Origin of the sequence: Aeromicrobium camelliae (genome assembly GCF_003850045.1) — a bacterium.
GTDB classification, from domain to species: domain Bacteria; phylum Actinomycetota; class Actinomycetes; order Propionibacteriales; family Nocardioidaceae; genus Aeromicrobium; species Aeromicrobium camelliae.
Genome location: NZ_RQJX01000013.1, coordinates 26,550 through 51,486, shown reverse-complemented (window position 1 = coordinate 51,486; position 24,937 = coordinate 26,550). Strand labels below are relative to the sequence as shown.

Below are 24,937 nucleotides of genomic sequence, written 5' to 3'. Positions count from 1 at the left end.
CCGTGTCGGCAGCGTTCACGCTCTTCTCGACCCCGTGGTGTGGCTATTGCCATCGCCTCAAGGGTCAGCTCGAACGCGAGGGGATCGAGTTCACCGAGGTCGACATCGAGAAGGACCCCGACTCCGCGCTCGTCGTCGAACAGGCCAACGGCGGCAACCAGACCGTCCCCACCCTGCTGTTCGAGGACGGCTCCACGCTGACCAACCCCACGGTCGCACAGGTCAAGGAGAAGCTGGGCCGCTGAGCCAGCTCTCGATCAGCCAGCGCGAGATCGAGACGTGCGGCGGCGGCAGAACGATCTCCTCACCGCCGACGGCCGCCGTCAGTTCGTCGCGGGTGAACCAGCGCGCGTGAGCGATCTCGTCCTCGTCGACGCTGATCTCGCTGGCGGTCGCCCGCCCGAAGAAGCCGAGCATGAGACTCGACGGGAACGGCCAGGGCTGGCTTCCCGCATAACTCACGTCGCCGACGGGGAGACCGACCTCTTCACGCACCTCCCGGCGCACCGCATCCTCGAGCGCCTCGCCCGGCTCCACGAAACCGGCCAGCGTCGAGTACCTGCCCTCCGGCCACGCCGCGTTGCGGGCCAGCAGCGCGCGGTCCGACTCGTCGGTGATGAGCATGATGACCGCCGGGTCGGTGCGCGGAAAATGGTGCGCGCCGCACTCGCGGCAAGTCAGCAAGTGTCCTGACTCCGCCACTTCGAGCTCGGTGCCGCAGCGGGCGCAGAAGCGATGGGAGCGCAACCAGCGGGCCATCGCGATCGCGTGGATGGCCAGCGACAGTTCGTCCGGCCCCAGCAGCGGCGCGAGAACGCGCACGCTCGTGGGCGCGAGATCCTCTGCGACGCGATCGACCACGACGGCCGCATGGGTGACTCCCCCGGACTCTCCCAACAGCATCCACGTGCCCTCAGGCGCCTCGTCGCGGGTGATCCACCGCAGGGCCGGTCCGTCGACGGTGGGGACGTGCTCGCCGCCCACCACGAGAACGCGAAGCCCCGGATCGTCCTTCCAGGTGTCGTCGTGACGGCGATTGCCCTGCCGGTCGTGCCGAGCACGGTCGAAGGCGAAGTCCACCCGCTCACCGTAGCCCGAGTCGCTCCTCGAGATCGGATCGGCCGGGGAGGTCGTCGAAGCGCCGCACCTCGTCGAGTCGCACGTAGTAGAAGGCGCCCGTGACGCGCTCGGGCTCGATCCCGTGCATCTCGGCCCACGCGAGTCGGTAGATCGCCAACTGGAGCGGGTCGGCGTCCGCCCGGCGGTTGGTCTTCCAGTCGACGACCTCGAACCCGTCGTCGGTCGCGAACACTGCGTCGATCCGCCCGATGAGCTGCTGACCGCCGAGGCGCAGTGAGAACGGCGCCTCGATCGCGACCGGCTCGCGCTCGGCGAACGGACCAGCCTCGAAGGCCTTCTGCAGCGCTTCGAGGTCGGCGTCGTCGAGCACTTCCGTGTCGCCGCGGCCCGGTAGGTCGCCCGGGTCGAGCAGCGTCTGCTGTCCGAAGCGGGCCTCGATCCAGGCGTGGAGCCGCGTGCCGAAGCGCGCCGCGGAGGACGGGCGCCGTGGCATCGGCCGGGCCAGGGAACGAGCGAAGGCGGTCTCGTCCTCCGCGAGCGCGAGCGCGGAGGTGGCCGACAGGGCGGGCGGCAACGTCACCTCGACGACGGACGACTCGGCGTCGTTCGCCTCCTCGATCAGCAGGTCCAGCTCGGCGCGGATCTGCATGAGTTCGGGGTGCACCGTGATCGGCAGCGCTTCGGTGGCAGCGAGGTGATGCCGGACGTCCTCGGCGAACGCGCGCCGCGTTTCCATCCCCTGCAACGGCATCGGCCAGGCGTACGTGGTGGCGTCGACGTGCGGATTCTGTTCGTCCTCGTCCGGCTCGGGCGCCCACACCAGCGGCTCGACGTCACGCTCGCCCAACCATCGGCGCACATCCTCGAGGAAGCGGGAGACCTTGCGCGGCTTGAGCTGGGTGCGGCCCCAGCGGTGGCCGCTCACGTGGAGCCGGTGGCGTGCGCGGGTGAAGGCGACGTAGCCGAGGCGGATCTCCTCCATCAGCGCGTCGGCCTTGTTGCGGGCCTTGAAGTCGGCGTCGCCGGCGGAGGTGAACTCCTCGATGTCCGGGACGAAGTCGGCATCCCCGCGCAGGGCGACGGGAAGGACGCTGGCGTTCGTGGTCCAGCGCGGACGCCCCTTGGAGTCGGGAAAGACCCCGTCGGCGACGAACGGCACGACGACCTCGTCGAACTCCAAGCCCTTGGACTTGTGGACGGTGAGCAGCTTGACGGAGTCGGCGTCGGAGGGGGCGCTGAGCTCCATGCCCTTGTTGAACTCGTTCTCGGCCTGCAGATACGCCAGGAGACCGGCGAGCGAGGCGTAGCGATCGGACTGCGCATAGTCGCCGATCGCGTCGAGCAGCAGCGTGAGATTGTCCGAGGAGATCTGCTCGGTGGCCAGCTCGACGTCGAGGTCGAGCTCGGTCACGACGCGTCGGGCCAGGTCGAGCAGCGGTTCGTGGACGTGCCGCCGCAACCGCGACAGCATCGCCGCGAGCTCAGCGAAGCGGGCCCGGGCATCGTCGGAGTACGGCAGGTCGCCGGGGTCTTCGACAGCCTCGGCGAGTGCGACGATCTCGGTCGGGTCGGTGCCCGCCGTGGCGTGCTCGAGATCGGACTGCAGCCGGCTCTCCGGGTCGTCGTTCTCGGAGTCGTCGCGCCAGATCCGGCCGAGGTGGGCGGCGCGTCTTCCGAGGAGGGCGAGATCGCGGTCGCCGATGCGCCAGCGCGGGCCGGTGAGCAGCCGCAGCATCGCCGGGTTGGCGGTGACGTCCTCGAGCAGCTCGAGGACCGCGAGGACGTCGAGCACCTCGGGCTGGCTGAGCAGCCCGGTCAGCCCGACGATCTCCACCGGGATGCCGCGACGCCGCAGCGCCTGGACGATCTCGGTGTTCTCGTTCGTGGCCCGCACGAGCACCGCGATCTCGCGCCAGACGTGCTCGCGTCCGGCCTCACGCGCCCGCTCCCCCGCCGCGGCGACCAGCTCGACGAGATGGTCGATCTCCTCCGCGACGCCCCGGTGCAGGGCTACGGACACCTCACCGGGCGGGTTCTCCGGCGCTGCCTGCAAGGGAGTGACGACCTTGGCGACCGCCGGATCGGCGTAGTAATCGGCCGCGATGACTCCGGCGAGGTCGATGATCTCCGGAGCACAGCGGCGGCTCACCGCGAGCGAGTGCAGATCGCCCCGCGAGCCGTCGGCTGCCGGGAAGTCGTCGAGGAACGCGGCCAGATTGCCCGACGCCGCACCGCGCCAGCCGTAGATGCCCTGGGCCGGGTCGCCCACGGCGCTGATCCCCCGGCCGGCGAAGAGCGCTCGCAGCAGATCGCGCTGCGCGACCGAGGTGTCCTGGTATTCGTCGAGGAGGACCACCTCGAAGCGCTCGCGCAACGCCGCGCCGACCTCCGGCAACTGGGCGAGCTGGGCACCCCACGACATCTGGTCGGAGAAGTCCATGACGCCCGCGTCGAGCTTCGCCGTCCGATAGGCGTCGACCAGCCGGCTCAACTCGGTGCGTTTACGCGCCCGGTCGGCGACGTCACGATGCAGCGCGAGCTGCTTGTCGACCGACTCGACCTCGGCGATGATGCGGGCGTCGTACTCGCGCAGCTGCTGCGTGGTGACCAGATGCTCCGAGAGCTGCGCGTCGAGCGCCAGCAGGTCGGTGATCGTCGTGGGCATCCACGCCGAGACGTGTGAGAGCGGCCCGTCGTAGCCGCGCACGATCCGTGCCGCGATCTGGAAGCGGGTGGCGTCGGCGAGCACCCGCAGATCCGGTTCCACGCCCAGCCGCAGCCCGTGCTCGGAGATGAGCATGCCGGCGAAGGCGTGGTACGTGGAGATGGTCGGCTCGCCGTACTCGAGCGAGAAGTCGCCGATGAGGTCGAGCGATCGCCGCACCCGGGTGGCGAGCTCGCCGGCGGCTTTGGCGGTGAAGGTCAGGCCGAGGATGCGTGCGGGATCGATCTCCTGGTGCCCGACGAGCCACACCACGCGCGCCGCCATGACCGCGGTCTTGCCCGACCCCGCCCCGGCGATGATCGCCTGCGGTCGGTGCGGATCGGCGACGATCGCCGCCATCTGCTCCTCGCTGAACGGGATCCCCAGGATCTCGCGGAGATGGTCCGGATCGCGGACGAGTTTCATGCGTGCTCTCCTCCCCCGATGGTGAAGGTGGTGGTGGACGGACACACCATCTGGAACTCGCAGAACGAGCACGTGTCAGGCATGGCGACGAAGCGTTCCTCACGCATGACCCGGATGGAGTCCCGCACCAGGTCGAGGGCGAAGAACGGCTCGGTGGGCGCGTCCTGCGGCTGGACCTTGGGCACGTCGGGATGCTTGGCGCCCGCCGGCTGGCGCAGCTGCACGAGCTCGGCGCCGCCCGACGGCGCGCCGGGAGCGAGCTCCTCGGTGGCACCGTGCGCGACGGCCAGCTGGTACACGCCGAGCTGGGGGTGCGCGGCCACCTCGGCGGCCTTCGGAGCGTTCTTCGAGGTCTTGAAGTCGACGACGTGCACCCGCCCCTCGGCGTCCAACTCGACGCGGTCCATCGAGCCCTTGAGCACGGCCCGCTCCCCGTCGAGCTCCAGCTCGACCTCGAACGGGTGCTCGGCGGCCAGCGGTGTGCGGGGGTTGGTCGCATGCCACCGGGCGAAGCGCAGCAGCGCGGTGCGCGCATCGGCTTTCTCCCGCGCGCTGATCCACGGCGCCTGGTGGTCGAGCCGGTCCCAGACCTCGTCGAGGTGCCGCTCCATCTCCGCGAGGTCCGGCTCACGGACGTCACGGCGCACGATGTCGGCGGCGATCGCGTGGACGACGAGGCCGAAGCCCTGCGCGGTGGAACTGCCGCGCGTGCCGCGGGCCTCGCGGGAAAGGAACCACTTGAGCGAACAACTGGCGATCTCGGCGACCGAGGACCCCGACAACACGAGAGGAGCGTCCGGGTCCTTGAGGGGGTGGTCGTTCACGGTGAGCTCGCGGGTGCCCCACCAGCGGTCGGGGTGCGCCGCGCGCCCTGCCCACACGTCGTGGCGGGCGATCTCGGCGAGCATCGCGGCAGCCTCGTCGCGCAGCGCCGCGTCCTGATGACCGGCATAACTGCGCAACTGGGACACGACCCCGCGCAGCGACAACGGCCGGTGCGGTCGGGCGCGCGGCAGCACGCCGGGATCGGCGGGCCCGAACCCCGCGTCCAGCAGGGCCCGGACGAAACGGGAGGGCTGATCGCCGTCGTCGGTCGGCGTCTCGACAGCGGTGACGACGAGTGTGCGACTCGCCCGCGTGCAGGCGACGTAGAACAGTCGCCGTTCCTCGCGGAGCCGGTCGCTGCGGGACGCCGCGTGCGCGCCGTCGAGCGCCTCCGCCTGCAGTAACGACCCGCGGTGACGCAGATCGGGCCACCGCTCCTCCTGGACGCCGGCCACGACGACCAGAGGCCACTCGAGGCCCTTGGAACGGTGCGCGGTCATGAGCCGGACCGCATCGGGGCGGCTCTGCGAGCCGACGAGCTGATCGGCCGGGATCTGCTGAGCCCTCAGCTCGGCGATGAAGTTGGCGACGCCGACCCGCTGCTTGCGCTCCTCGGTACGGGCGGCGTGGTGGAACAGAGCCACCACCGCGTCGAGGTCGCGATCGGCGGTGAGTCGTCCTTCTCCCCCGGACTCCCACTGTGCCCGGAGCCGCTGAGGCCAGTCGGTCCCGTCCCACAGCGTCCACAGTGCCTGCTCGGGAGGCTCGCCGTCGCTGATCTGTCGCGCGGCGCGCTGCAACAGGGAGGCCAGGCGGCGGGCGCGCTCCACGGCCTCGGCCGTGGCCGGCTCGAGTCGCCCGAAGCCCAGCATCGCCGGATCGCTGAGCGCATCGGCGGTCAGCTCGGTGGACCGGCGTTCGGGGGCACGCTGGCGCAAGACGCGACCGAGCCGCCGCAGGGCGGGAGCATCGAGTTCGCCGAGAGGCCCGCTGAGCACGACCTTCGCGTGCTCGGGATCGAGAGGGAAACCGCGGGCGATGAGATCGGCGGCTTCCAGGGCCGAGAGCAAGGCCCGCACCGCCGGTTCGGCGGTCAGAGGGATCTCGTCACCGGCCACTTCGACGGGCACCCCGGCGGGGACGAGCGCACGCTGCAGCCGGGCCAGATCGCTGCTGGTACGCACGAGCACCGCCATGTCCGACCACGGCAGCTGCCGATCGAGATGGGCGCGGCGCAGAAGGTCGGCGATGTGCTCCGCCTCAGCGGTGGCCGACGCGTAGGTCTCGACCCGCACCTCGCCCGGATACGGCGCGTGGGAGCTGACCTCACGGTGGCGCCGCAGGATCTCCGGGTCGAGGCTGCCCTGATGGCCGACGGGGCCGAGGACGGTATGAGCGGCACGGAGGATCTCCGGCCCGAACCGCCGGGTGACCCGCAGCGCCATCACGCGCGCGGGCGCGGCCGGTGTGCCGAACTGCTCGGGGAACTGCGTGATGCCCGCGGGGTCGGCCCCGCGGAAGCCGTAGATCGCCTGGTCGTGATCGCCCACCACGACCACGTCGCGCCCGTCCCCGGCGAGTTCGTGGAGGAGGTCGACCTGAAGGGGGTCGGTGTCCTGGTACTCGTCGACCACGACGAGCCCGAACCGCTCACGCAGCTGCGCACCGATGCGCGGGTCGTCGATCAACTGGCGGGCAGAGGTGACGAGGTTGGTGTAGTCGGCGAGGTTCTGCAGGCCGGTGACCTGGTCGTACTCCTCGATCGCGTCAGCCAGCCGTGCCCAGTCGGCACGCTCGCGAACGCGCGCGAGCTCGCGCAGATCGGCGACATCGAGGCCACGCGCCGCGAGGTGCGCCATGAACGACTGGACCTCGCCGGCGAAACCGCGCGTGCGCAGTGCCTGACGCAGCGACGCCGGCCAGGACTCGACGTCGTGCCCGGCGAGGAGCTCGGCGATGACGGCGTCGCGCTCCGGCGCCGTCAGCAGGGTGGGCGGAGCGGCGAATTCCTCAGGGTCGGAGAACTCACGCACCAGCGCGTAGCAGAAGGCGTGGAAGGTCATGGCCGGCACCACGCCGGCGGAGCCGCCGAGCCGGGCGGCGATACGCTCGCGCAACTCCTCGGCCGCCTTGCGGCTGAAGGTCAGGACGAGGATCTGCTCGGGACGCAGTTCCTCACGGGCGATGCGGTCGACGACGACTTCGACGATCGTGGTGGTCTTGCCGGTGCCCGGCCCGGCCAGCACGAGCAACGGCCCGCCGCGGTGATCGACCACCGCCTGCTGGCTCTCGTCGAGCTGCGGCGCAGGTGCGGCCGCGGTGTCCGGACGGACGATGCGGTACTCCACGGGCGACGAGGGCATGACGCCATGCAATCAGACGCCACCGACAGCGCGGGGCACATCCACCCGTCCGCGCCGCACCGGTGTGCCTTCGCGCGCCCAGTGCTCCTGCGCCTCGAGCATCAGATGCGCCGGCAGCGTGCCGTCGGCGCGCACGACCCGCCACCAGCAGACGACGTGACCGACCCGCGACATCACCTGACCGACCTGCCGGGGCCCGCCTTCGCCGAGGTCCTCGGCGATGAGTCCGAAGGTGAGCACCTGGCCCGGGGGAATCTGCTCCACCCGGGCCAGGACGCGTTCGGCGAACCGCTCGTTCAGCTCAGTAGGCCGGCTGCGAAGGATCGATCTGATCGACCCAGGCCACCACACCGCCGCCGACGTGCACGGCGTCGGAGTACCCGGCGCCCTTGAGCACCGCGAGCGCCTCCGCCGAGCGCACCCCGGACTTGCAGTGCAGGACGACCTGCTTGTCCTGCGGCAGCTGGTCGAACGCCTTGCCGTTGAGGATCTCGCCCTTGGGGATGAGCACCGAGCCCGGGATCTTGTTGATCTCGTACTCGTTGGGCTCACGCACGTCGACGAGCACGAAGTCCCGGCCGCCGTCCGCGCGCTCCTTGAGCCAGTTGTTCAGCGTGTGGACGCTGATCGTCGAGTCGGCGGCAGCCTCGGCCGCCTCGTCGCTCACCGCGCCGCAGAAGGCGACGTAGTCGTCCATGAGCTTGGTCGGCAGCTCGCCCTCGGGATCGCGGCGGATCTTCAGCGTCGTGTAGCGCATCTCCAGCGCGTCGTACACCATCAGCCGGCCGATCAGCGGGTCACCGATGCCGGTGATGAGCTTGATCGCCTCGGTGACCATGATCGACCCGATCGAGGCGCACAGGACACCGAGGACACCGCCCTCGGCGCACGACGGAACCATGCCCGGCGGCGGCGGCTCGGGGTAGAGGTCGCGGTATTGCGGGCCTTCCTGCGCCCAGAACACCGAGACCTGACCCTCGAAGCGGTAGATCGAGCCCCACACGTAGGGCTTGCCGAGGATCACCGCGGCGTCGTTGACGAGGTAACGCGTCGCGAAGTTGTCGGTGCCGTCGAGGATGAGGTCGTATTGGCTGAAGATCTCCAGCACGTTGTCGTTGTCCAGCCGTTCCTGGTGGACGATGACGTTCACGTACGGGTTGGTCTCCGCGACCTGCTCGGCGGCGGACACGGCCTTGGGCTTTCCGATGTCCGACTGGCCGTGGATGACCTGGCGCTGCAGGTTCGACTCGTCGACGACGTCGTCGTCGATGATGCCGAGCGTGCCGACGCCCGCGGCGGCCAAGTAGAGCAGCGCGGGGCTGCCGAGACCGCCCGCACCGATCACGAGCACCTTGGCGTTCTTGAGTCGCTTCTGGCCCGTCATCCCCACGTCGGGGATGATCAGGTGGCGACTGTAGCGGCGAACCTCGTCGATGGTCAGTTCGTCGGCGGGTTCCACGAGTGGGGCAACCACACGTCTCTCCTTCGGCCTGGGGGTCCGGATGTCCGGCATAACCATGCGGACGCCCCCATTGTTCCCCGCCTCGCCCAGCAGCCCGGTCGGCGTCCGGATCGTGAACGCGTACCGACTACGCTGGCGTGCGTGAGTTCTGCTGCCGACGCCCGCCCCCGCACCAGTCGCCTTCCGCGCACCGCTCGCCGGGCGCAACTCCTGGAGGTGGCACGGGGTGTGTTCGTCGAGCAGGGCTACCACGCCGCGTCGATGGACGAGATCGCAGAGCGCGCAGGGGTCTCCAAGCCGGTGCTGTACCAGCACTTTCCCGGCAAGCTCGACCTCTATCTCGCGCTGCTCGCGACGTCCTGCGACGAGATCATCGAAGGGGTCCGCACGGCCCTCGCCTCGACCACGGACAACCCGCGCCGTGTCCAAGCGACGATCGAACTCTGGTACGACTACGTCGCCGACCAGGGTCAGTCGTTCCGTCTCGTCTTCGAGTCGGACCTGACCAACGATCCGGAGGTCCGCGAGCTCGTCGACCGCGTCATCAGCGAGTCGGCCAGCGCGATCGCCGAGGTCATCCGGGAGGACACCGGCCTGTCGGATGCCGCCGCCCAGCTGCTCGCCGTGAGTCTCGTCGGCATGGGTCACGTCGGCGCCCGCAACTGGCTCTCCGCTCAGTCCACCCTCACGCGGGACGAGGCCGTGAGCCTCGTGTCGTCGCTCGCCTGGCGAGGCATCGGCGGTTTCCCCAACCCGCATCGCACCCCGTCCACCGAAGGAGAGGAATGACCGTGGAGGTCAAGATCGGCGTCCAGAACGCCTCCCGAGAGCTGTCCGTCGAGACCGACGCCGCACCCGACGCGGTGCTGTCGGAGCTGCGCACGGCGATGGCGGACAACTCCGTGTTCACCATCACCGACGCCAAGGGCCGCACCGTGGCCGTCCCGGCCGACAAGGTCGCGTACCTGTACTTCACGTCCGACGCCGGTCGCAAGGTCGGCTTCGGTCTCACCTGAGCCGACGCGCCACCGACAACTCAGGCTGCGAGGCCGAGTTTCTCCATGCGGGCGGTGTGGGCCTCGGTGAGGCGGGTGAGCATGCGCCCGATCATCGCGAGGTCCATGCCGCTGCCGGGACGGTCGACGCTGCCGACGAGCACGGCGGTCAACGCGTCGCGCTCGGCGACGACCGCCTGCGCGTGGCTGAGGGCCTCCCCCATGAGGCGGCGTGCCCAGAGCGCGAGCCGACCGCCGACCTTCGGGTCGTCCGCGATCGCCTGACGGATCACGTCGACGACGAACTCCGAGTGCCCGGTGCCGCTCAGCGTCGACAGCACCAGCTCGCGGGTGTCGGCGTCGAGGAACGCGGCGATCTCACGGTAGAAGTCCGCCGCCAGCCCGTCGCCGACGTACGCCTTGACGACCCCCTCGAGGAACGTGGACGGCTGCGTCTGACGGTGGAAGCGCTCGAACGTCGAGACGAACGGGCGCATCGCCTCGAAGGGATCGACCTGCAGCTCGACGAGCCGGTCGCGCAGCTGCTCGAAGTGATGGAACTCCGCGGTGGCCATCGCCGCGACCTCGACCTTCGTGGCCAGCTCGGGGGCGAGTTTGGCGTCTTCGGCGAGCCGCTCGCAGGCGCTGATCTCGCCATAAGCCAGCAGTCCTAGCAGATCGATCACGCCTTGACGGTAGGCTGGATCATCGAAGGCGTTCGGCACGGCGGTCATGACCCGCAGCGTAACGCGATGCGGCACCGCTCACGACGCCGCCCGAACGAAAGACTTGCGACGTTCCTCGAGGACGTCTGAGAAGAAATCCGAGAAGAACACTGACTACTTTCACCGAGCTGGGTGTCGAACCCGCCATCGCCGATGCGCTGGCCGAGGTCGGCATCACGACACCGTTCCCCATCCAGGAGATGACCCTTCAGGTCGCCCTCATGGGCACCGACCTGATCGGCCAGGCCCGCACGGGAACCGGGAAGACGCTCGCGTTCTCCATCCCGGTGATCCAGCGGACGCTGGCCCCCGGCGACGCCGACTACGAGCAGCTCGCCGCCCCTGGCAAGCCGCAGGCGCTCATCGTCGCACCGACCCGTGAGCTCGCGCTCCAGGTCGCCAACGACGTCAAGACCGCCTCCAAGAACCGCGGGACCCGCAACCTCACCATCTACGGCGGCGTCCCGTACGAGCCGCAACTGGAGGCACTCGAGAGCGGCGTCGACATCGTCGTCGGTACCCCCGGGCGCATCCTCGACCTGGTCAACCGCCGCGCGCTGGACATCAGCCACGTCAAGTCGCTCGTCCTCGACGAGGCCGACGAGATGCTCGATCTCGGCTTCCTGCCCGACGTCGAGGCGATTCTCGCGCGGACACCCGAGACCCGCCAGACCATGCTCTTCAGCGCCACGATGCCCGGCGCGATCGTGAGCCTCGCCCGCAAGCACATGCACCACCCGATGAACATCCGGGCGGAGTCCAGCGAGGCGAATCAGACCGTCCCGGCGACCAACCAGTTCGTGTGGCAGGCGCACGACATGGACAAGCCCGAGATCGTCGCCCGCATCCTGCAAGCCGACGACGTCGGCCGCGTGATCATCTTCAGCCGCACCAAGCGTGCCGCCCAGCGTCTCGCCGACGACCTGGCCGACCGCGGCTTCCCGGCGTCGCCGCTGCACGGTGACATGGCCCAGAAGGCCCGCGAGAAGGCCCTGCAGGGCTTCCGCGACGGCAAAGTGAACATCCTCGTCGCCACCGACGTCGCCGCTCGCGGCATCGACGTCGCCGGCATCACGCACGTCATCAACTACACGTGCCCCGAGGACGACAAGACCTATGTGCACCGCATCGGCCGCACCGGTCGTGCCGGTGCCAGCGGTACGGCTGTGACATTCGTCGACTGGGCCGACGTGCAGCGCTGGAAGCTCATCAACAAGGCCCTCGATCTGCCCTTCGACGAGCCCGAGGAGACGTACTCGACCTCCGAGCACCTCTTCCGCGACCTGGGCATCGACCCCACCGTGAGCGGTCGGCTCAAGCCCGCGGCGCCGAAGGAGAAGAAGAAGGACGACGCTCCGTCGGGTTCCGCCGGCGGCTCCAGCCGCAACCGGAATCGCACCCGTCGCCGCAGCGGTTCGGGTGACGGCAAGCCGGCCGATCGGTCGGAGCAGACCTCCGCCTCCACCAGCGACACGGCGTCCGAGGGCGAGAACGGTCAGCCGCGGCGCCGTCGCCGCCGTCGTCGCCGCAGCGGCGGGTCAGGGTCCCAGGGTGAGGCGTCCTCGCACGCCTCCGCCTCGAGCGACTGATCCCGTCCTCGGCCGCGAGCGACGTACAGTGCTCGCATGGCAGAGGCGACACCTCCTCCCCATGAGGGCGAGGCGCACGGTCGAGGGCTCGCCCAGCGACTGAACTGGTTGCGTGCGGGCGTCCTCGGCGCCAACGACGGCATCGTCTCGGTGGCGGCCGTCGTCGTGGGCGTGGCCAGCGCGACCGACACGACGTCGGCGATCCTCACCGCAGGAATCGCCGCGCTCGTCGGCGGCGCCATCTCCATGGCACTCGGCGAGTACGTCTCGGTGAGCAGCCAACGCGACACCGAGCGTGCTCTCATCGACAAGGAACGTGGCGAACTCGAGGCGTTCCCCGCCCAGGAACTCGAGGAGCTGACTCAGCTGCTCGTCATGCGGGGCCTATCGCCGGTCACCGCCCGGCAGGTGGCCGCGGAGCTGACCGAGCACGACCCCCTCGAAGCCCATCTGGCGGTCGAACTGGGGATCGACCGCGACGACCTCATCAACCCCTGGCACGCCGCCGTGTCCTCGGCGGTCGCGTTCACACTCGGCGCGATCCTGCCGATGCTGGCGGTCACACTCCCGCCGGCGTACTGGCGAATCCCGGCGACCTTCATCGCGGTCCTGGCGGCCCTCGCGATCACGGGCGTCGCGAGCGCCACGCTGGGCGGCAGTTCGCGAGCTCGCGCCGCCGCCCGTCTGGTGGTCGGCGGATTCCTCGCATTGGCCGCGACGTACGTCGTGGGCGGCCTGCTGGGAACCGCCGGCGTCGTCTGACTCAGGCGGTGACCACGACCGGCGTGCCGAGGGGAGCCCAGTCCCACAGGAACGCGGCGTCCTCGGGCTTCTGGCGGATGCAGCCGGCGGAGAGCGGCCGGCCGAGCTCGTCGACCGACTGTTCGAGGTTGCCCGCGTTGTCGACCGGGATCGAGTGGAAGCCGATCGGCTCGCTCCATCCGGTCGTGAACTCGACGAAGTACTCCATCGTTCCAGAGTTGTCGAAGCTGGTCGCGTGGCGGTATCGCGCCCGCACGGCGTAGGAGCCGGGGTCGAGATTGTCGAAACGGCTTCCCGAAACCAGATAGGTGGCGGTCACGGTGCCGTCGGCCTCGATGAGCCACACCCGCTGGTCGCCCTGGTCGAACACCACGCGGCGCCCCTCCCCCGATTCCGGCGGCGGAGGCGGGACGGCGGGCGCCTGGGGTTCGGGCTCCTCCCGCGCCTGCTCCACGATCGGCGCTTCGACCGTGGGTAGCGATGCGGTCACGATCGTCGGAGTCACCGCCTGATCGTCGGAGGCGACCGACAGGGACGGCGAGAAGACGGCGGTCAACCCGACGGCGAGTGACGTCGCGCCCGAGCCGAGAAGCAAGGTGCCGCGCACCTGATGCGTGCGCGGCGGCCGGCGGTGTTTAGCCACCTGATGCCACCACCTTGGCCAGCACGCGATAGGCCTCCGCACCCTTGTGCTGCGCCGCGGTGCCGAGAATGGAACGGCCGATGGCCGGGGCCTCGGCGAACCGGATCGACTTGGGAATCGGCGGTTCGAGCACTTCCAGCCCGTAGGTAGCGCTGATCGCGGCGAGCACGTTCTGCGCGTGCCTGGTGCGGCCGTCGTACATCGTCGCGAGAACGCCGCGCACCTCGAGGTTGCCGTTCACGAACTGGCGGACGTCGTAGATCGTGTCGAGCAATTGGCCGACCCCGCGGTGCGAGAGGGTCTCGGCCTGCAGCGGGATGATCACCTGGTCGGCGGCCGACAAAGCGCCGACGGTGAGCACACCCAGCGCAGGGGGACAATCCAGGAGGATCCAGTCATAGTGCTGTGCGACCTTGGCCAGCGCGACGCGCAGCCGCTGCTCGCGGCCGGTGCGGGTGATCAGCTGCTCCTCGGCCTGGGTGAGCGCGATGTTGGCCGGCAGCAGGTCGAGACCGTCGTCGGTCTCGAGGATCGCGTCCAGCGCCGGGATCTTGCCCAGCAGGACCTCGCCCACGGTGAGCTCGAGCTCTTCGGGATCGATGCCGAGCGAGAACGTGAGGCTCCCCTGCGGGTCGAGGTCGACGACGAGGACGCGATGTCCCAACTCGACGAGTGCGGCGCCGAGAGAGGCGACGCTCGTGGTCTTCGCCACGCCGCCCTTCTGATTGGCGAACGCGATCGTCGTGGTCACGCGGCCCATTGTGCCACCGTGCGTGGTCGGACGAGACCGATCCGTGTGCGCCGGCCGGCGCGTCGGCTGGCATGCTGTCGTCATGACGGCTCGCGCACTGGTCACCGGCCCCACCGCCGGCATCGGGAACTCGTTCGCACGCCTGCTCGCGGCGCAGGGCACGGACCTCGTGCTGGTGGCCCGCGACGAGCAGCGACTGGAGCAGCTTGCTCAGCGGTTGCGCGCGGAGCACGGCGTCGACGCCGAGGTCCTGCGCGCCGACCTGACCGACGACAGCGACCTCGCCCGGGTCGCCAACCGCATCACCGACAACGCGCGGCCGGTCGATCTCCTCGTCAACAACGCGGGCGCGTCGATCGCCGGATGGTTCGGCACCACCGATATCGCCGACGAAGACCGTCAACTGGACCTCCTGGTGCGCGCCCCCATGCATCTGATGGACGCCGCGCTCAAGGCCATGTCCGGACGGGGCCGCGGCGCGATCATCAACGTCGCGAGTGTCGCGGCCTTCACGCCGCGCGGGGCGTACTCCGCGCACAAGTCGTGGCTGGTCAACCTCTCGCAGTGGGCGCACCTGCAGTACGCCGAGGCGGGCATCGCGGTGCAGGCGCTCTGCCCCGGCTTCACCCGCACCGAATTCCACCAGCGCATGGACGCCGACATCTCCGACATCCCGCGCTGGATGTGGCTCACGTCCGACAAGGTCGCGAAGGCCTCCCTGAAGGACCTCCGCAAGGGCAAACCGTTGTCGATCCCGTCGCTGCGCTACAAGGTCCTCGCCACGCTGGCCCGTCACCTGCCGATTCGGCTCGTCGCCAACGTCGCGAAGCGGGGCCGCTGATGAGCGTCCCGAAGACCCTCCAGATCCCCGACGGGGTCGAGGTCACGCGCATCGTCACGCCGCGCTGCGATCACGCCGTGCACGTGGCCCGCGCGAAAGGGCCTCGCCGCGGCTCGATCCTCCTCGTCCACGGCTGGACCGGCAGCAAGGAGGACTTCACACCGGTCCTCCCCCTGCTGGCCGTGCAGGGCTTCGACGTGGTGGCGTACGACCAGCGAGGCCAGTTCGAGACTCCCGGAGCGCTCGACGACGACTACTCCTTGGAGGCGTTCGCCGAAGACGCCCTGGCGCTGGCCACCGAAGCGTTCGAGGACGACCGCTTCCATCTGCTCGGTCATTCGTTCGGCGGGCTCGTCGCCCAGCGAGTCGCCCTCGCCGCTCCCGAGCGCCTACTCTCCTTGAGCCTGCTGTGCACGGGCCCGGGAGCGCTCGGCGACTCCCCGACCCGGCCCCTCAAGCACGTCGTGGCCGCGATCGGTCAGGTGCCTTTGCTGCAGATTCACCAATTGCGTGAGAAGGGCGTCAAGCGCCCGGCTCAGATCACCGCGTTCTTGGCCAAGCGCTTCACGTCGGGAGTTCCCGCCGCGCTGAAGGCCATCACGCAGCACCTCATCGATGCTCCGGACCTCGTCGACGAGGTCGCCGCGACCGGCGTGCGCTGCTGGGTGGCACGGGGCGCGACCGACGATGCCTGGCCCTTCGAGGCGCAGGACGATCTCGCCGAGCGACTCGGCACCGAGGTCGTCGTGCTGCCGTCAGCGGCACACTCCCCCGCGGTCGAGGCCCCCGAGGAACTCGTCGAGGCCTGGCTGCCATTCCTGGAGAGCTGACCGCATCAGTCGGCGCCGACGATGCGGCGCAGCGCGGCGACGTGGGCGCGGTAAGCCTTGGCGCCCGCGCTCGTGAAGGAGGCCCAGGTGCGGACCCGTTTGTCCCTGGTGCCCTTCGAGATCGTCACGTAGCCGGCCTCCTCGAGGGCCTTCACCTGCTTACTCAGCACCGATTCGCTGACGCCGAGCGTCTCACGCAGCACCGCGAACTCGACCTGGTCGACGGTGTCCAGCACCGCGCAGATCTGCAGGCGATGCGGCGCATGGATGACCGTGTCGAATCCTTCCACGCCGACCGTCATCGCGGCTCCTGCAGCGCCTGCCGGTAGTCGCGGTCCCATTGCGGGCCCACGATGGTCCAGAGCAGAACGATCATTGCGCCCAGCGCGACGCTGAGAGCGACGTTCCGGGTGACAGCCGTCGCCACCAGACCGGCCACGAACGGCACGATCATCAGCCAGTACCGCCAGGCATCGCGCACGAAGGGATTGCCGAAGTCCCAGACCCCCGTGCTGTTGCGGTACCACCCGATGGAGCTGAACACGACGACGGCGCCGACCAGCACGAAGGGCAGACGCCACCAGGTGTCCAGCGCGAACGAGATCATCAGCAGCGCAGCTCCGAGGGAGAGATAGGTGTAGAACCCCCGGGGGGCGCGGGCACGGTCGGCGACGTCGCCGCGGGCCTTGTCGATGGAGGCCAGTGCCTCGCGCGCCGCATCGCGGTCGAACTCATCTCGACTTTCCATGATGGAAAGCGTAACGCCGACTTTCCACGGTGGCAAGCCGGATCGGAAAGTCACCCGAGCGCGGATCTCAACGCACGCCGAGCCACGGGTCCCAGATCGTCGACCGTGCTGGTGAGCCGGCGGATGGAGCCGAGGGCGCGATCCAGGTCGTCGTCGCCACGCGTCGGCTCGGTGAGTTCGATGCCGACGAACGCCGCCGAGACGAGTTCGGCCAGCGCATCGGGCGCGATGACCTGCTCGAATGGCGAGCCGACGAGGACGCGCCGCAGCACGTCGCCGACCCGCTCAGTCCACAGTGAAAGCGCCTCCCCGGCAGCGGCGGCCAGCGCCGGATCGACTTGCGCCGCAGCCAGGATCTGCCCGAGCACCGCCACGGTGCCGGCCGCCCGCTCCTCCCGGTGCAATCGGTCGGCGAGGTCGACCAGCTCGGTGAGGCTGTCCACGGCGTCGAAGCGCTCGGCGTAACGGTCGATCCGTGCTCGCGTGGCCTCCAAGCAGGCCTGACCGATGAGGTCGGTGACGGTCCCGAAGTGGTAGAAGACCAGGCCCTGCGCGAGCCCGGCACGCTCGGCGATGCTCCGCGCCGACACCTTGGCGATGCCCTCCGAGCTGATCGTGTCGATCGCCGCCTGCACGAGCCGTCGCTTGGTGTCCTCTGACTTGGCGGTCATCACCCCGCCCACCCTACGGGGGCCGGTCGCTCCGAGTACGGCATCACCACCGGCGAGGCGGGGCGCTCGGCGAACTCGCAGACGAACCGGCCGTCGTAACCGAAAACGGGACCGAAGCGAGGGTGCTCCACGCGGACGTCGATGGCGTACTCCTGCGCTGCGTCGTCGTAGCGTTCGCGAAGGTGGTGCTGCGAATGTCGAGGGCGCCGTCGACCACGTGCACGTCCAGCGCGACGGCGAGGTGCTGATGCGTCCCGAGGAAGTCCACCACGCCGACACCCGGCACGTGGATCATCGTGGCATCGAAACGCCGCCGATGGCCGCCGCCGAATTCGAAGGTGCGCACGAAGGAGACCGTCTCGCGCCCGAGACCGTCGACGTACGCGTGGTTCTCGATGGTGAAGGGGACGTGGCGGCCGGTCTCGGGAAACAGGATGTTGCGCAGTGTGCCGAGCCGCAAGAACGGCTCCATGTAGGCGGGGCCCGCGCCACACCTCGCGCATCTCGCCGCGGCCCACGCAGAGTTCTCCCGGCTTGAGCCCGAATCGAGACTGCAGCGCGGGATGAAGCCGCCCGAAGTCCATGCCCAGCGCCTGGGCGAAGATGCTCGTCATGCCTTCTCCAGCGTCGCCAGGTCGGGCGGCCACGTCGCCGAGAGCGAACGCGAGCGACCGCGCGGGCGCCTGGTCGCGCTCGGCCCACAGCCTCAGGCGGTCGAAGGGCCATGCCGTCGCCCACCCCATGAGCGGCCGGAACAGCACGTCGATGCGTCGGTAGCGCGCCCGGTAGTCGTATCCGGTCAGGAAGCGGAGTGCACCTTTCTCCGGTTCGTAACGCCAGTACCCGGCGCCCTCGGCGATCGGCGAGAGCACGTGCGGGGAGGCGAACCGCAACGAGGACGTCGCGCCGCCGGTCTCGCGCCGCCGGTCCCCCACGTGGACGCCGGTGCCGGACACGCCGAACGTGGAGTACGTGAACCGTCGCACGCCCTCCTCACTCGCCTGGGGTTCGATCCGCCCGAACCGCAGGTCCCACCGCGCATGCTGCGCGGGATCCTGCGTCAAGGCCCATACCCGCTCGAGCGGCGCGTCGATCACCGTCTCGACGTAGATCCCTCGTCGTGCGCGCCTCATGGCCGATGGACCCCTCTCTTGAGCACTCACTCAAAACACAAGCTACACGAGTTTGAGCGAGTGCTCAAGAAGGTCGACTCAGCCCAGCAGTCGTTCGAACTGCTCGGGGGCGGTGGTGTTGCAGCCGAGCTCGAAGTTGATCTTGCCCGTGCCGTGATAGTCGCTCGATCCGGTCTTCACGAGATCGAGACGGTCGGCGATGCCGGCGAGGTCGGCTCGCGCCTCGGCGTCGTGGTCCTGGTGGTCGACCTCGATACCGGCGAGTCCGAGCGCCGCGAGTTCGGCGAACGTCGCCTCGTCGAGCAGGCGGCGGCTTTCCCGAGCCCAAGGGTGAGCGATGACGGGGCGACCGCCCGCCTCCTGCACGAGCCGGACCGCGCGGAACAGGTCGGCGGCATACCGGTCGATGTAGGCGGGCTTGCCCGGGGTCAGCAGCGTCGCGAACGCCTCATCGCGATTGCGCACGTAGCCCTTGGTCACGAGGGCGTCGGCGATGTGCGGACGCCCCGAGGAGACGGTCCCCTCGGACGCCGCCTGGACGTCCTCGACCGTGATCTCATACCCGAGTTCGTTGAGTCTGGCGACGGTGAGCGGGAGCCGGTGGTCGCGCCCGGCGATGACACGGTGCAGTTCGTCGACGAGCGGCGCATACTCCGGATCGAACTCGTAGCCCAGCAGGTGAACGCTCGCGCCCCGGTAACGCGTCGAGATCTCGATGCCCCGGACGAGGCGGACGCCCACGTCGTCGGCCGCCTGGAGCGCCTCGGCCCAGCCGGCAGTGGAATCGTGATCGGTCAACGCGACGACGTCGAGATCTGCCTCCTGGCGCGCCTTGCGCACCAGGTCGGCGGGGTCGTCGGTGCCGTCGGATCGGTTCGAGTGCGTGTGGAGGTCGATGCGCACGTGCTCAGGCTAGCGCCGAACGCTCACCAACTCGCGACGTTCCACCGCGTCACGACCGGCGTCCCCCGATCCTCGCCGAGGACGGAGTAGGTGCCGGTGTCGAGCAGGAACGATCGTCCGTGCTCCACACCGAGCCCGAGCCAGCGCGCCGTGAGCGCGCGGAGGCTGTGACCGTGCCCGAAGACGAGCGTCCGTCCGCCCTGCTGAACTCGAGCGACGACCCGGTCGAGCCGCTCCGTCAGTTGCTCGGCCGTCTCACCTCCGGGGGACGGATGCGTCCAGACCGTCCAGCCGGGGACGCTCTCACGGATCGTCTCGGTCGTCAGCCCCTCGTAGTCGCCGTAATCCCACTCCACGAGGTCCTCATCAACCTGCGGATCGGCGAACCCGGCGAGTTCGGCCGTGCGGCGTGCCCGCAGCCGCGGACTCGACAGCACGCGATCGAACGCGACGTCCGCGAGCAGCGGCCGGAGCTTGGCGGCCTGCTGCTCCCCCACGTCCGTGAGCGGCAGGTCGGTGAACGACGTGTGCCGCCACGCCTTGCTCCACTCGGTCTCGCCGTGCCGGGCGAGCCACAGTTCGGGAGCGTGTTCGCTCACTGGGGGATCAGCGCCCAGTAGTCGAGATCGAGCAGGACCTGCGCGGCGTACGTGCCGTCCTCACCCCGCAACGTCATGGACGGGTCGTGTCCCTTCGTGGCGACGAGTCGCAGCCGCAGCGCGCCGACGCCGGGAGCCGGGGTGTCCGCCTTGTCGAGCACCTCCGACCAGGCGTACACCGTGTCGCCCGCGAACGCCGGAGCCGCGTGTGCCCCGGCGTTGATCGCGGCGATGAGCTGAGCGTTCGCCAGACCGTTGAACGACAAGGCGCGGGCCATCGAGATGATGTGGCCGCCGTAGATGAGGCGGGTGCCGTCCGGGCGCGCCTCGACGTTGAAGTGCACCTTCGCCGTGTTCTGCCACAGCCGGGTCGCCATCATGTGTTCGGCATCGGTGAGCGTCACGCCGTCGACGTGGTCGATCCGCTCACCGACGGCGTAGTCGTCCCAGCGATGCGGCTCACCGGCCGCGGCCGTGTCGTAGTCGGAGAAATCGAGCCCCTTCGGGATCACCAGGTCCTCGACCGCGACGACGGAGGCGAGCTCCGGCACCACGGTCTCGGGAGCTGCCGCCTCGACGTCGCGCTTCCGCACCATGACCCACCGTGCCCAGTCCAGGGCGACCTCACCGCGCTGATTCGTCGCGGTGGAGCGGACGTACACGACACCGCTCTTGCCGTTGGAGTTCTGCTTGAGGCCGATGACCTCCGAGCGGGTGGCGAGCGTGTCGCCGGGCACGACCGGCTGGTGGAACCGGCATTCGGCGTATCCGAGGTTCGCGACGGCATTGAGCGAGATATCCGGGACGGTCTTGCCGAAGGCGATGTGGAAGGCGATCAGCTCCTCGACGGGCGCCGGCGACAGTCCCACGGACGCGGCGAACTCCGCGGACGACGGCACGGCGAAGCGGGTCGGATACAGGGCGCCGTAGACCGCGCGGTCACCCTCGGTGACCGTGCGGGGGGTGGCGTGCTCGATCACCTGACCGACGGTGAAGTCCTCGAAGAAGTTGCCCGGGTTCGTCTTGCTCATGACATCCTCACGCTCGGTGACATACGACACTCATCATGTCGCACCACCGGCCGCGGAGGGCGTCACCCCCGGGTCGCGAGATTCAGAACGTCGCGCCGGCACCGGGTCGGTGCGCGAGGAGCTCCTGACCGCGAGCAAGGTGCTTGTGTTCGACGAGGATCTCGAACTTGCCCGGAAGGATCGTCTTCACGCTCGAGAAGTCGCGCTGTCCCCGCTGGAGGCCGTAGAAGACCGCGGACAGGATGCCGCCCCAGACGATGCCCAGCACGAGACCGGTGAGCACGGCGCTGAGCCACTGTCCCTCGGCTGCGAAGATCCCGAGCAGCAAGCCGATCAACAGGCCGAACCAGGCGCCGCTGGCGATACCGCTGAGGATCACCCGACCCCAGGTCAAGCGCCCCGTCACCCGCTCCACCTGCTTGAGGTCGGTGCCGACGATGAGGACGTTCTCGACGGGGAACTCCTGATCTGAGAGGTAGTCGACCACCCGCTGAGCCTCCTCGTAGTCGTCGTACAGGCCGAGCGACTGCGGGTATTCCAGGGAGAAGATCTGAGCCATGTGTCCAGCGTAGACCTCGACAGCGGCCTTCACGCGGGACGAAAATCGTTCACCCGCCAGACACCGCACGGTCGCCGGGTCGTCCTAGCGTCCTCGCGTGAACCTTCGTCTCCCCACCCTCACCGCCGTCGGTTGCATCGCAGCGCTCGGTTTCGCCAGCGTCTCGGCAGCGGCGGTCCAGTTTCCCGATCCGGCCGCATCGGCCGTCACCCTGACACCGATCGGCACTCATCACACCGGGCAGTTCGATGAGAGCGCCGCCGAGATCGTCGCCTTCCATGCCACGACGAAGCGCACGTTCGTCGTCAACGCACAGTCCGGCGTGATCGACGTTCTCGACAGCGCCGACCCCAGCACTCCGGCCGCGATCGGCACCATCGCGGCCGCGGGGACCTCGTGGGCCGGCGGCACGCTCCCGGCCGGCGCCGTCGTCAACTCGCTGTCCGTGCGCCCCGACGGGCTCGTGGTCGCGGCGATCGAGGCCCCCACGAAGACGGATCCGGGCTGGCTGCTCTTCGCCGACGCGAACTCGCTGAGTGTGCTCGGTGCCGTACAGGTCGGCACGCAACCGGACATGGTGAGCCTGTCCCCCGACGGCCGCCTCGCCATCTCCGCGAACGAGGCCGAGCCGGCCGACGACTACAGCCTCGACCCGGAGGGCTCCGTCTCGGTCGTCAGCCTGCCCAGCGGTGTCGCGGCGCCGGCCCAGGAGGCCGTGCGCACGGCGACCTTCCACGACTGGGAGGCCGGCGGCACGCGCACCCTGCCGGAAGACGTCCGTGTCGTCGGCCCTGAGGTGAACACCGCGTTCCCGATCTCGGCGAACCTGGAGCCGGAGTACGTCACGGTGGACGCCAACAGCACGACGGCCTACGTGACCCTGCAGGAGAACAACGCCGTCGCGGTGGTCGATCTCGCGAGTGCCACGGTCACCGACATCTGGCCGCTCGGGTTCAAGGACCACAGCCATCCGGGCCAGGGCTTCGACCCCTCCGATCGCGACGGCACCATCGCGATCGCCCCGCAGCCCGTGCGCGGCATCTACCAGCCCGATGGCATCAGCGCCTACGAGGCCGGCGGTCAGACCTACCTCGTGACCGCGAACGAGGGCGACGCGCGCGAATGGGGCGACTACGCGGAGGGCGTGCGGGTCAAGGACCTCGGCGCTGACGGGATCCCTCCGATCTGTACCGACAGCCCCGCCGCGGCGCTCACCGGCGACGCCGAACTCGGCCGTCTCAACGTGAGCCTCGCGAACGGCCTGCGCGCCGACGGCTCCTGCTACGAGCAGCTCTACGCCTTCGGCGGGCGCTCGTTCTCCATCTGGACCACCGACGGCACTCAGGTCTACGACTCCGGTGAGGAGTTCGAGCGGATCCTCGCCGATGCGGTGCCGGAGTTCTTCAACTCGAACCACAGCGAGTCGAACTTCGACGGACGCAGCGACGACAAGGGCCCGGAGCCGGAGAACCTCGCCATCGGACAGGTCGGCGACCGCACGTACGCGTTCATCGGCCTCGAGCGTGTGGGCGGCATCGTCGTCTACGACATCACCGATCCGCAGGGCCCCAGCTTCGTCAGCTATGCGAACAACCGCGACTTCGCCGTGTCGGCGGAGGACGAGATCGACGCCGGCGGCGACCCGGCCGACGTGCTGCGGCGCGCCGGGGACCTCGGCCCCGAAGGCCTGGCCTTCGTTCCGGAGGAGGCCTCGCCGACGGGCGAACCTTTGCTCATCACCGGCAACGAGGTGTCCGGCTCGACGACGTTCTTCATCGTGGGTGCGGCCGGAAGCGAGCCGGCACCCGAACCCGAGCCGGCTCCGGGTCCGAGCCCCGAGCCGACGCCGGGGGTCGGCGCATCGACGCCTCCGCCGGCCCACGAGGCTGCGGAGACGGCTCGCCGCGTGTCCGGCGAACTGCCGGACGCCGGCGCCGACGTGTCGCCGTGGTGGTTCGCCCTCGGCGCAGCACTGCTCGCCGCCGGTGGCGGCACCGTGCTGGCCCGCCGGCTCCGCAGCTGACCTTCCTCGATCGTCAGACGTCCCGAGGGCTGGAGCCCTCGGGACGTCTGGCCTCGAGTGGTGCGGATCAGATCGCGTAATCCTTGAGGAGGGCGCGACCGATGATCATCTTCTGGATGTCGGAGGTGCCCTCGCCGATCAGCATGAACGCCGACTCGCGGTACAGACGCTCGATCTCGTACTCCTTGGAGTAGCCGTATCCGCCGTGAATGCGGAACGACGCCTCGACGACCTCGTTGCAGTACTCGCTCGCGAGCATCTTCGCCATGCCGGCCTCGACGTCGTTGCGCTTGCCGGCATCCTTCTGCCGCGCCGCGCGGACGACCATCGCATGCGCCGCCTCGACCTTGGTGGCCATCTCGGCCAGGCGGAACAAGATCGCCTGGTGCTGTGCGATCGGCTTGCCGAACGTCTCCCGCTGCTGCGCGTAGGCGATGCCGAGCTCGAAGGCGCGGTTGGCGATGCCGACGGCGCGCGCACCCACGTTGACGCGGCCCACCTCGACCCCGTCCATCATCTGGTAGAAGCCCTTGCCGGACTCGCCGCCGAGGATCTGGTCCGCACCGATCTTGTGCTTCTCCAGGATCATCTCGGTCGTGTCGATGCCCTTGTAGCCCATCTTGTCGATCTTGCCCGGGATGGTGACGCCCTGAGCGGTCTCACCGAAGCCGGGCTCCTTCTCGACGAGGAACGTCGTCATGTTCTTGTAGACCGAGTCCTGGCCCTCGTCGGTCTTGCACAGCACCGCGACGAGATTGGCCGAGCCGCCGTTGGTCAGCCACATCTTCTGACCGGTGATCTCGTAGGAGCCGTCATCGAGCTTGGTCGCCTTGGTCGAGACCGCCGAGACGTCCGATCCCAGCGAGGGCTCGGACATGCTGAACGCGCCGCGCACCTCGCCCGTGGCCATCCGCGGGAGGTACTTCTGCTTCTGCTCCTCCGTGCCGTGCTGCTTGAGCATGTAGGCGACGATGAAGTGGGTGTTGATGACGCCGGAGACGCTCATCCAGCCACGCGCGATCTCCTCGACCACGAGGGCGTAGGTCAGCAGCGACTCCCCCAGTCCGCCGTACTCCTCGGGGATCATCAGCCCGAAGATCCCGAGCTCCTTGAGACCCTCGACGATGTCGGTCGGGTACTCGTCGGCGTGCTCCAACTCGGTCGCGACAGGGAGGATCTCCTTCTCGACGAACTGGCGTACGACCTTGAGAATCTCTTCCTGCTCTTCGGTCAGGCCTTCGGTGCGGACTAGACGACCCATGCGGATCCTCCTC

At 69.5% G+C, this 24,937-nt stretch carries 24 protein-coding genes and 2 pseudogenes; 8 read left to right on the top strand and 18 right to left on the bottom strand.

What is annotated here, in order from left to right; all coding sequences use genetic code 11:
* The first annotated feature begins 2 nt into the window (after nucleotides 1-2).
* Nucleotides 3-245, top strand: coding sequence for a mycoredoxin (locus EHW97_RS10445; RefSeq protein WP_124237108.1), 243 nt, complete (start codon nucleotides 3-5; stop codon nucleotides 243-245).
* Here EHW97_RS10445 and nudC read toward each other — a convergent pair.
* From nudC to moeZ, 5 genes are read right to left on the bottom strand one after another with little or no spacing between them, the layout of a single operon-like run.
* A complete protein-coding gene (gene nudC / locus EHW97_RS10440; RefSeq protein WP_243696392.1) occupies nucleotides 223-1,080 on the bottom strand; it encodes an NAD(+) diphosphatase in 858 nt (285 codons plus the stop codon). The genes EHW97_RS10445 and nudC overlap by 23 nt on opposite strands.
* Before the next feature lie 4 nt (nucleotides 1,081-1,084).
* The gene (locus tag EHW97_RS10435; RefSeq protein ID WP_124237106.1) at nucleotides 1,085-4,210 is read right to left on the bottom strand and encodes an ATP-dependent helicase; all 3,126 of its coding nucleotides are present in this window, start codon (nucleotides 4,208-4,210) and stop codon (nucleotides 1,085-1,087) included.
* Nucleotides 4,207-7,398 (bottom strand): ATP-dependent helicase, encoded by a 3,192-nt coding sequence (locus tag EHW97_RS10430; RefSeq protein ID WP_124237105.1) that lies wholly within the window; start codon nucleotides 7,396-7,398, stop codon nucleotides 4,207-4,209. Before EHW97_RS10430 ends, EHW97_RS10435 begins: the two co-directional genes overlap by 4 nt.
* Nucleotides 7,399-7,410: 12 nt before the next feature.
* Nucleotides 7,411-7,662 (bottom strand): MGMT family protein, encoded by a 252-nt coding sequence (locus EHW97_RS10425; RefSeq protein ID WP_243696391.1) that lies wholly within the window; start codon nucleotides 7,660-7,662, stop codon nucleotides 7,411-7,413.
* A 37-nt stretch (nucleotides 7,663-7,699) separates the two neighbouring features.
* The gene (moeZ, locus tag EHW97_RS10420; protein ID WP_124237135.1) at nucleotides 7,700-8,911 is read right to left on the bottom strand and encodes an adenylyltransferase/sulfurtransferase MoeZ; all 1,212 of its coding nucleotides are present in this window, start codon (nucleotides 8,909-8,911) and stop codon (nucleotides 7,700-7,702) included.
* 90 nt (nucleotides 8,912-9,001) lie between these two features.
* Here moeZ and EHW97_RS10415 point away from each other — a divergent pair, with 90 nt between their 5' ends.
* Nucleotides 9,002-9,649 carry a TetR/AcrR family transcriptional regulator gene (locus EHW97_RS10415; protein WP_208001991.1) on the top strand — a complete coding sequence of 216 codons (648 nt, stop codon included), beginning with the start codon at nucleotides 9,002-9,004 and terminating at the stop codon, nucleotides 9,647-9,649.
* Nucleotides 9,646-9,876 carry a DUF3107 domain-containing protein gene (locus EHW97_RS10410; protein WP_243696390.1) on the top strand — a complete coding sequence of 77 codons (231 nt, stop codon included), beginning with the start codon at nucleotides 9,646-9,648 and terminating at the stop codon, nucleotides 9,874-9,876. Before EHW97_RS10415 ends, EHW97_RS10410 begins: the two co-directional genes overlap by 4 nt.
* Nucleotides 9,877-9,896: 20 nt before the next feature.
* On the opposite strand, the gene EHW97_RS10405 is transcribed toward EHW97_RS10410, so the two are convergent.
* Complete coding sequence (locus tag EHW97_RS10405; protein ID WP_124237104.1) at nucleotides 9,897-10,589, bottom strand: ferritin-like fold-containing protein; 693 nt, start codon at nucleotides 10,587-10,589, stop codon at nucleotides 9,897-9,899.
* Between the two features lie 191 nt (nucleotides 10,590-10,780).
* Here EHW97_RS10405 and EHW97_RS10400 point away from each other — a divergent pair, with 191 nt between their 5' ends.
* Nucleotides 10,781-12,169, top strand: a complete 1,389-nt coding sequence (locus EHW97_RS10400) for a DEAD/DEAH box helicase (protein ID WP_124237103.1) — start codon at nucleotides 10,781-10,783, stop codon at nucleotides 12,167-12,169.
* Between the two features lie 36 nt (nucleotides 12,170-12,205).
* Nucleotides 12,206-12,931, top strand: coding sequence for a VIT1/CCC1 transporter family protein (locus EHW97_RS10395; RefSeq protein ID WP_124237102.1), 726 nt, complete (start codon nucleotides 12,206-12,208; stop codon nucleotides 12,929-12,931).
* Nucleotide 12,932: 1 nt separating this feature from the next.
* Here the strand turns inward: EHW97_RS10395 and EHW97_RS10390 are convergent, their stop codons facing one another.
* Both EHW97_RS10390 and EHW97_RS10385 read right to left on the bottom strand, forming a co-directional pair.
* Nucleotides 12,933-13,574, bottom strand: a complete 642-nt coding sequence (locus EHW97_RS10390) for a L,D-transpeptidase (RefSeq protein ID WP_166367477.1) — start codon at nucleotides 13,572-13,574, stop codon at nucleotides 12,933-12,935.
* The gene (locus EHW97_RS10385) at nucleotides 13,567-14,334 is read right to left on the bottom strand and encodes a ParA family protein (protein ID WP_124237100.1); all 768 of its coding nucleotides are present in this window, start codon (nucleotides 14,332-14,334) and stop codon (nucleotides 13,567-13,569) included. The genes EHW97_RS10390 and EHW97_RS10385 overlap by 8 nt, the downstream gene beginning before the upstream one ends.
* Before the next feature lie 73 nt (nucleotides 14,335-14,407).
* On the opposite strand from EHW97_RS10385, the gene EHW97_RS10380 reads away from it, so the two are divergent.
* Both EHW97_RS10380 and EHW97_RS10375 read left to right on the top strand, forming a co-directional pair.
* Entirely contained in the window at nucleotides 14,408-15,166 is a 759-nt protein-coding gene (locus EHW97_RS10380; protein ID WP_124237099.1) for an SDR family NAD(P)-dependent oxidoreductase, read from the top strand.
* The gene (locus EHW97_RS10375; protein ID WP_124237098.1) at nucleotides 15,166-15,996 is read left to right on the top strand and encodes an alpha/beta fold hydrolase; all 831 of its coding nucleotides are present in this window, start codon (nucleotides 15,166-15,168) and stop codon (nucleotides 15,994-15,996) included. The genes EHW97_RS10380 and EHW97_RS10375 overlap by 1 nt, the downstream gene beginning before the upstream one ends.
* 5 nt (nucleotides 15,997-16,001) lie before the next feature.
* Here the strand turns inward: EHW97_RS10375 and EHW97_RS10370 are convergent, their stop codons facing one another.
* The 9 genes and pseudogenes from EHW97_RS10370 to EHW97_RS10335 form a co-directional block, all read right to left on the bottom strand.
* Complete coding sequence (locus EHW97_RS10370; protein ID WP_124237097.1) at nucleotides 16,002-16,298, bottom strand: transcriptional regulator; 297 nt, start codon at nucleotides 16,296-16,298, stop codon at nucleotides 16,002-16,004.
* A complete protein-coding gene (locus EHW97_RS10365) occupies nucleotides 16,295-16,744 on the bottom strand; it encodes a hypothetical protein (protein ID WP_124237096.1) in 450 nt (149 codons plus the stop codon). The genes EHW97_RS10370 and EHW97_RS10365 overlap by 4 nt, the downstream gene beginning before the upstream one ends.
* 50 nt (nucleotides 16,745-16,794) lie before the next feature.
* A complete protein-coding gene (locus EHW97_RS10360) occupies nucleotides 16,795-17,415 on the bottom strand; it encodes a TetR/AcrR family transcriptional regulator (protein WP_124237095.1) in 621 nt (206 codons plus the stop codon).
* Nucleotides 17,415-17,887, bottom strand: a pseudogene (locus tag EHW97_RS10355) (DUF4166 domain-containing protein). Before EHW97_RS10355 ends, EHW97_RS10360 begins: the two are co-directional and overlap by 1 nt.
* A gap of 280 nt (nucleotides 17,888-18,167) precedes the next feature.
* Nucleotides 18,168-18,548: pseudogene (locus EHW97_RS15965) on the bottom strand (SRPBCC family protein); the annotation flags it as partial.
* Nucleotides 18,549-18,626: 78 nt separating this feature from the next.
* Nucleotides 18,627-19,451, bottom strand: a complete 825-nt coding sequence (locus EHW97_RS10350) for a PHP domain-containing protein (protein WP_124237094.1) — start codon at nucleotides 19,449-19,451, stop codon at nucleotides 18,627-18,629.
* A gap of 23 nt (nucleotides 19,452-19,474) precedes the next feature.
* Nucleotides 19,475-20,050, bottom strand: a complete 576-nt coding sequence (locus EHW97_RS10345; protein ID WP_124237093.1) for a histidine phosphatase family protein — start codon at nucleotides 20,048-20,050, stop codon at nucleotides 19,475-19,477.
* Nucleotides 20,047-21,081 (bottom strand): MaoC family dehydratase, encoded by a 1,035-nt coding sequence (locus EHW97_RS10340; protein ID WP_124237092.1) that lies wholly within the window; start codon nucleotides 21,079-21,081, stop codon nucleotides 20,047-20,049. The genes EHW97_RS10345 and EHW97_RS10340 overlap by 4 nt, the downstream gene beginning before the upstream one ends.
* 82 nt (nucleotides 21,082-21,163) lie before the next feature.
* Nucleotides 21,164-21,640 (bottom strand): YflT domain-containing protein, encoded by a 477-nt coding sequence (locus tag EHW97_RS10335; protein WP_124237091.1) that lies wholly within the window; start codon nucleotides 21,638-21,640, stop codon nucleotides 21,164-21,166.
* A gap of 97 nt (nucleotides 21,641-21,737) precedes the next feature.
* Here EHW97_RS10335 and EHW97_RS10330 point away from each other — a divergent pair, with 97 nt between their 5' ends.
* Entirely contained in the window at nucleotides 21,738-23,663 is a 1,926-nt protein-coding gene (locus tag EHW97_RS10330; protein ID WP_208001989.1) for a choice-of-anchor I family protein, read from the top strand.
* Between the two features lie 67 nt (nucleotides 23,664-23,730).
* Here the strand turns inward: EHW97_RS10330 and EHW97_RS10325 are convergent, their stop codons facing one another.
* A complete protein-coding gene (locus EHW97_RS10325; RefSeq protein WP_124237090.1) occupies nucleotides 23,731-24,924 on the bottom strand; it encodes an acyl-CoA dehydrogenase family protein in 1,194 nt (397 codons plus the stop codon).
* Nucleotides 24,925-24,937 lie beyond the last annotated feature (13 nt).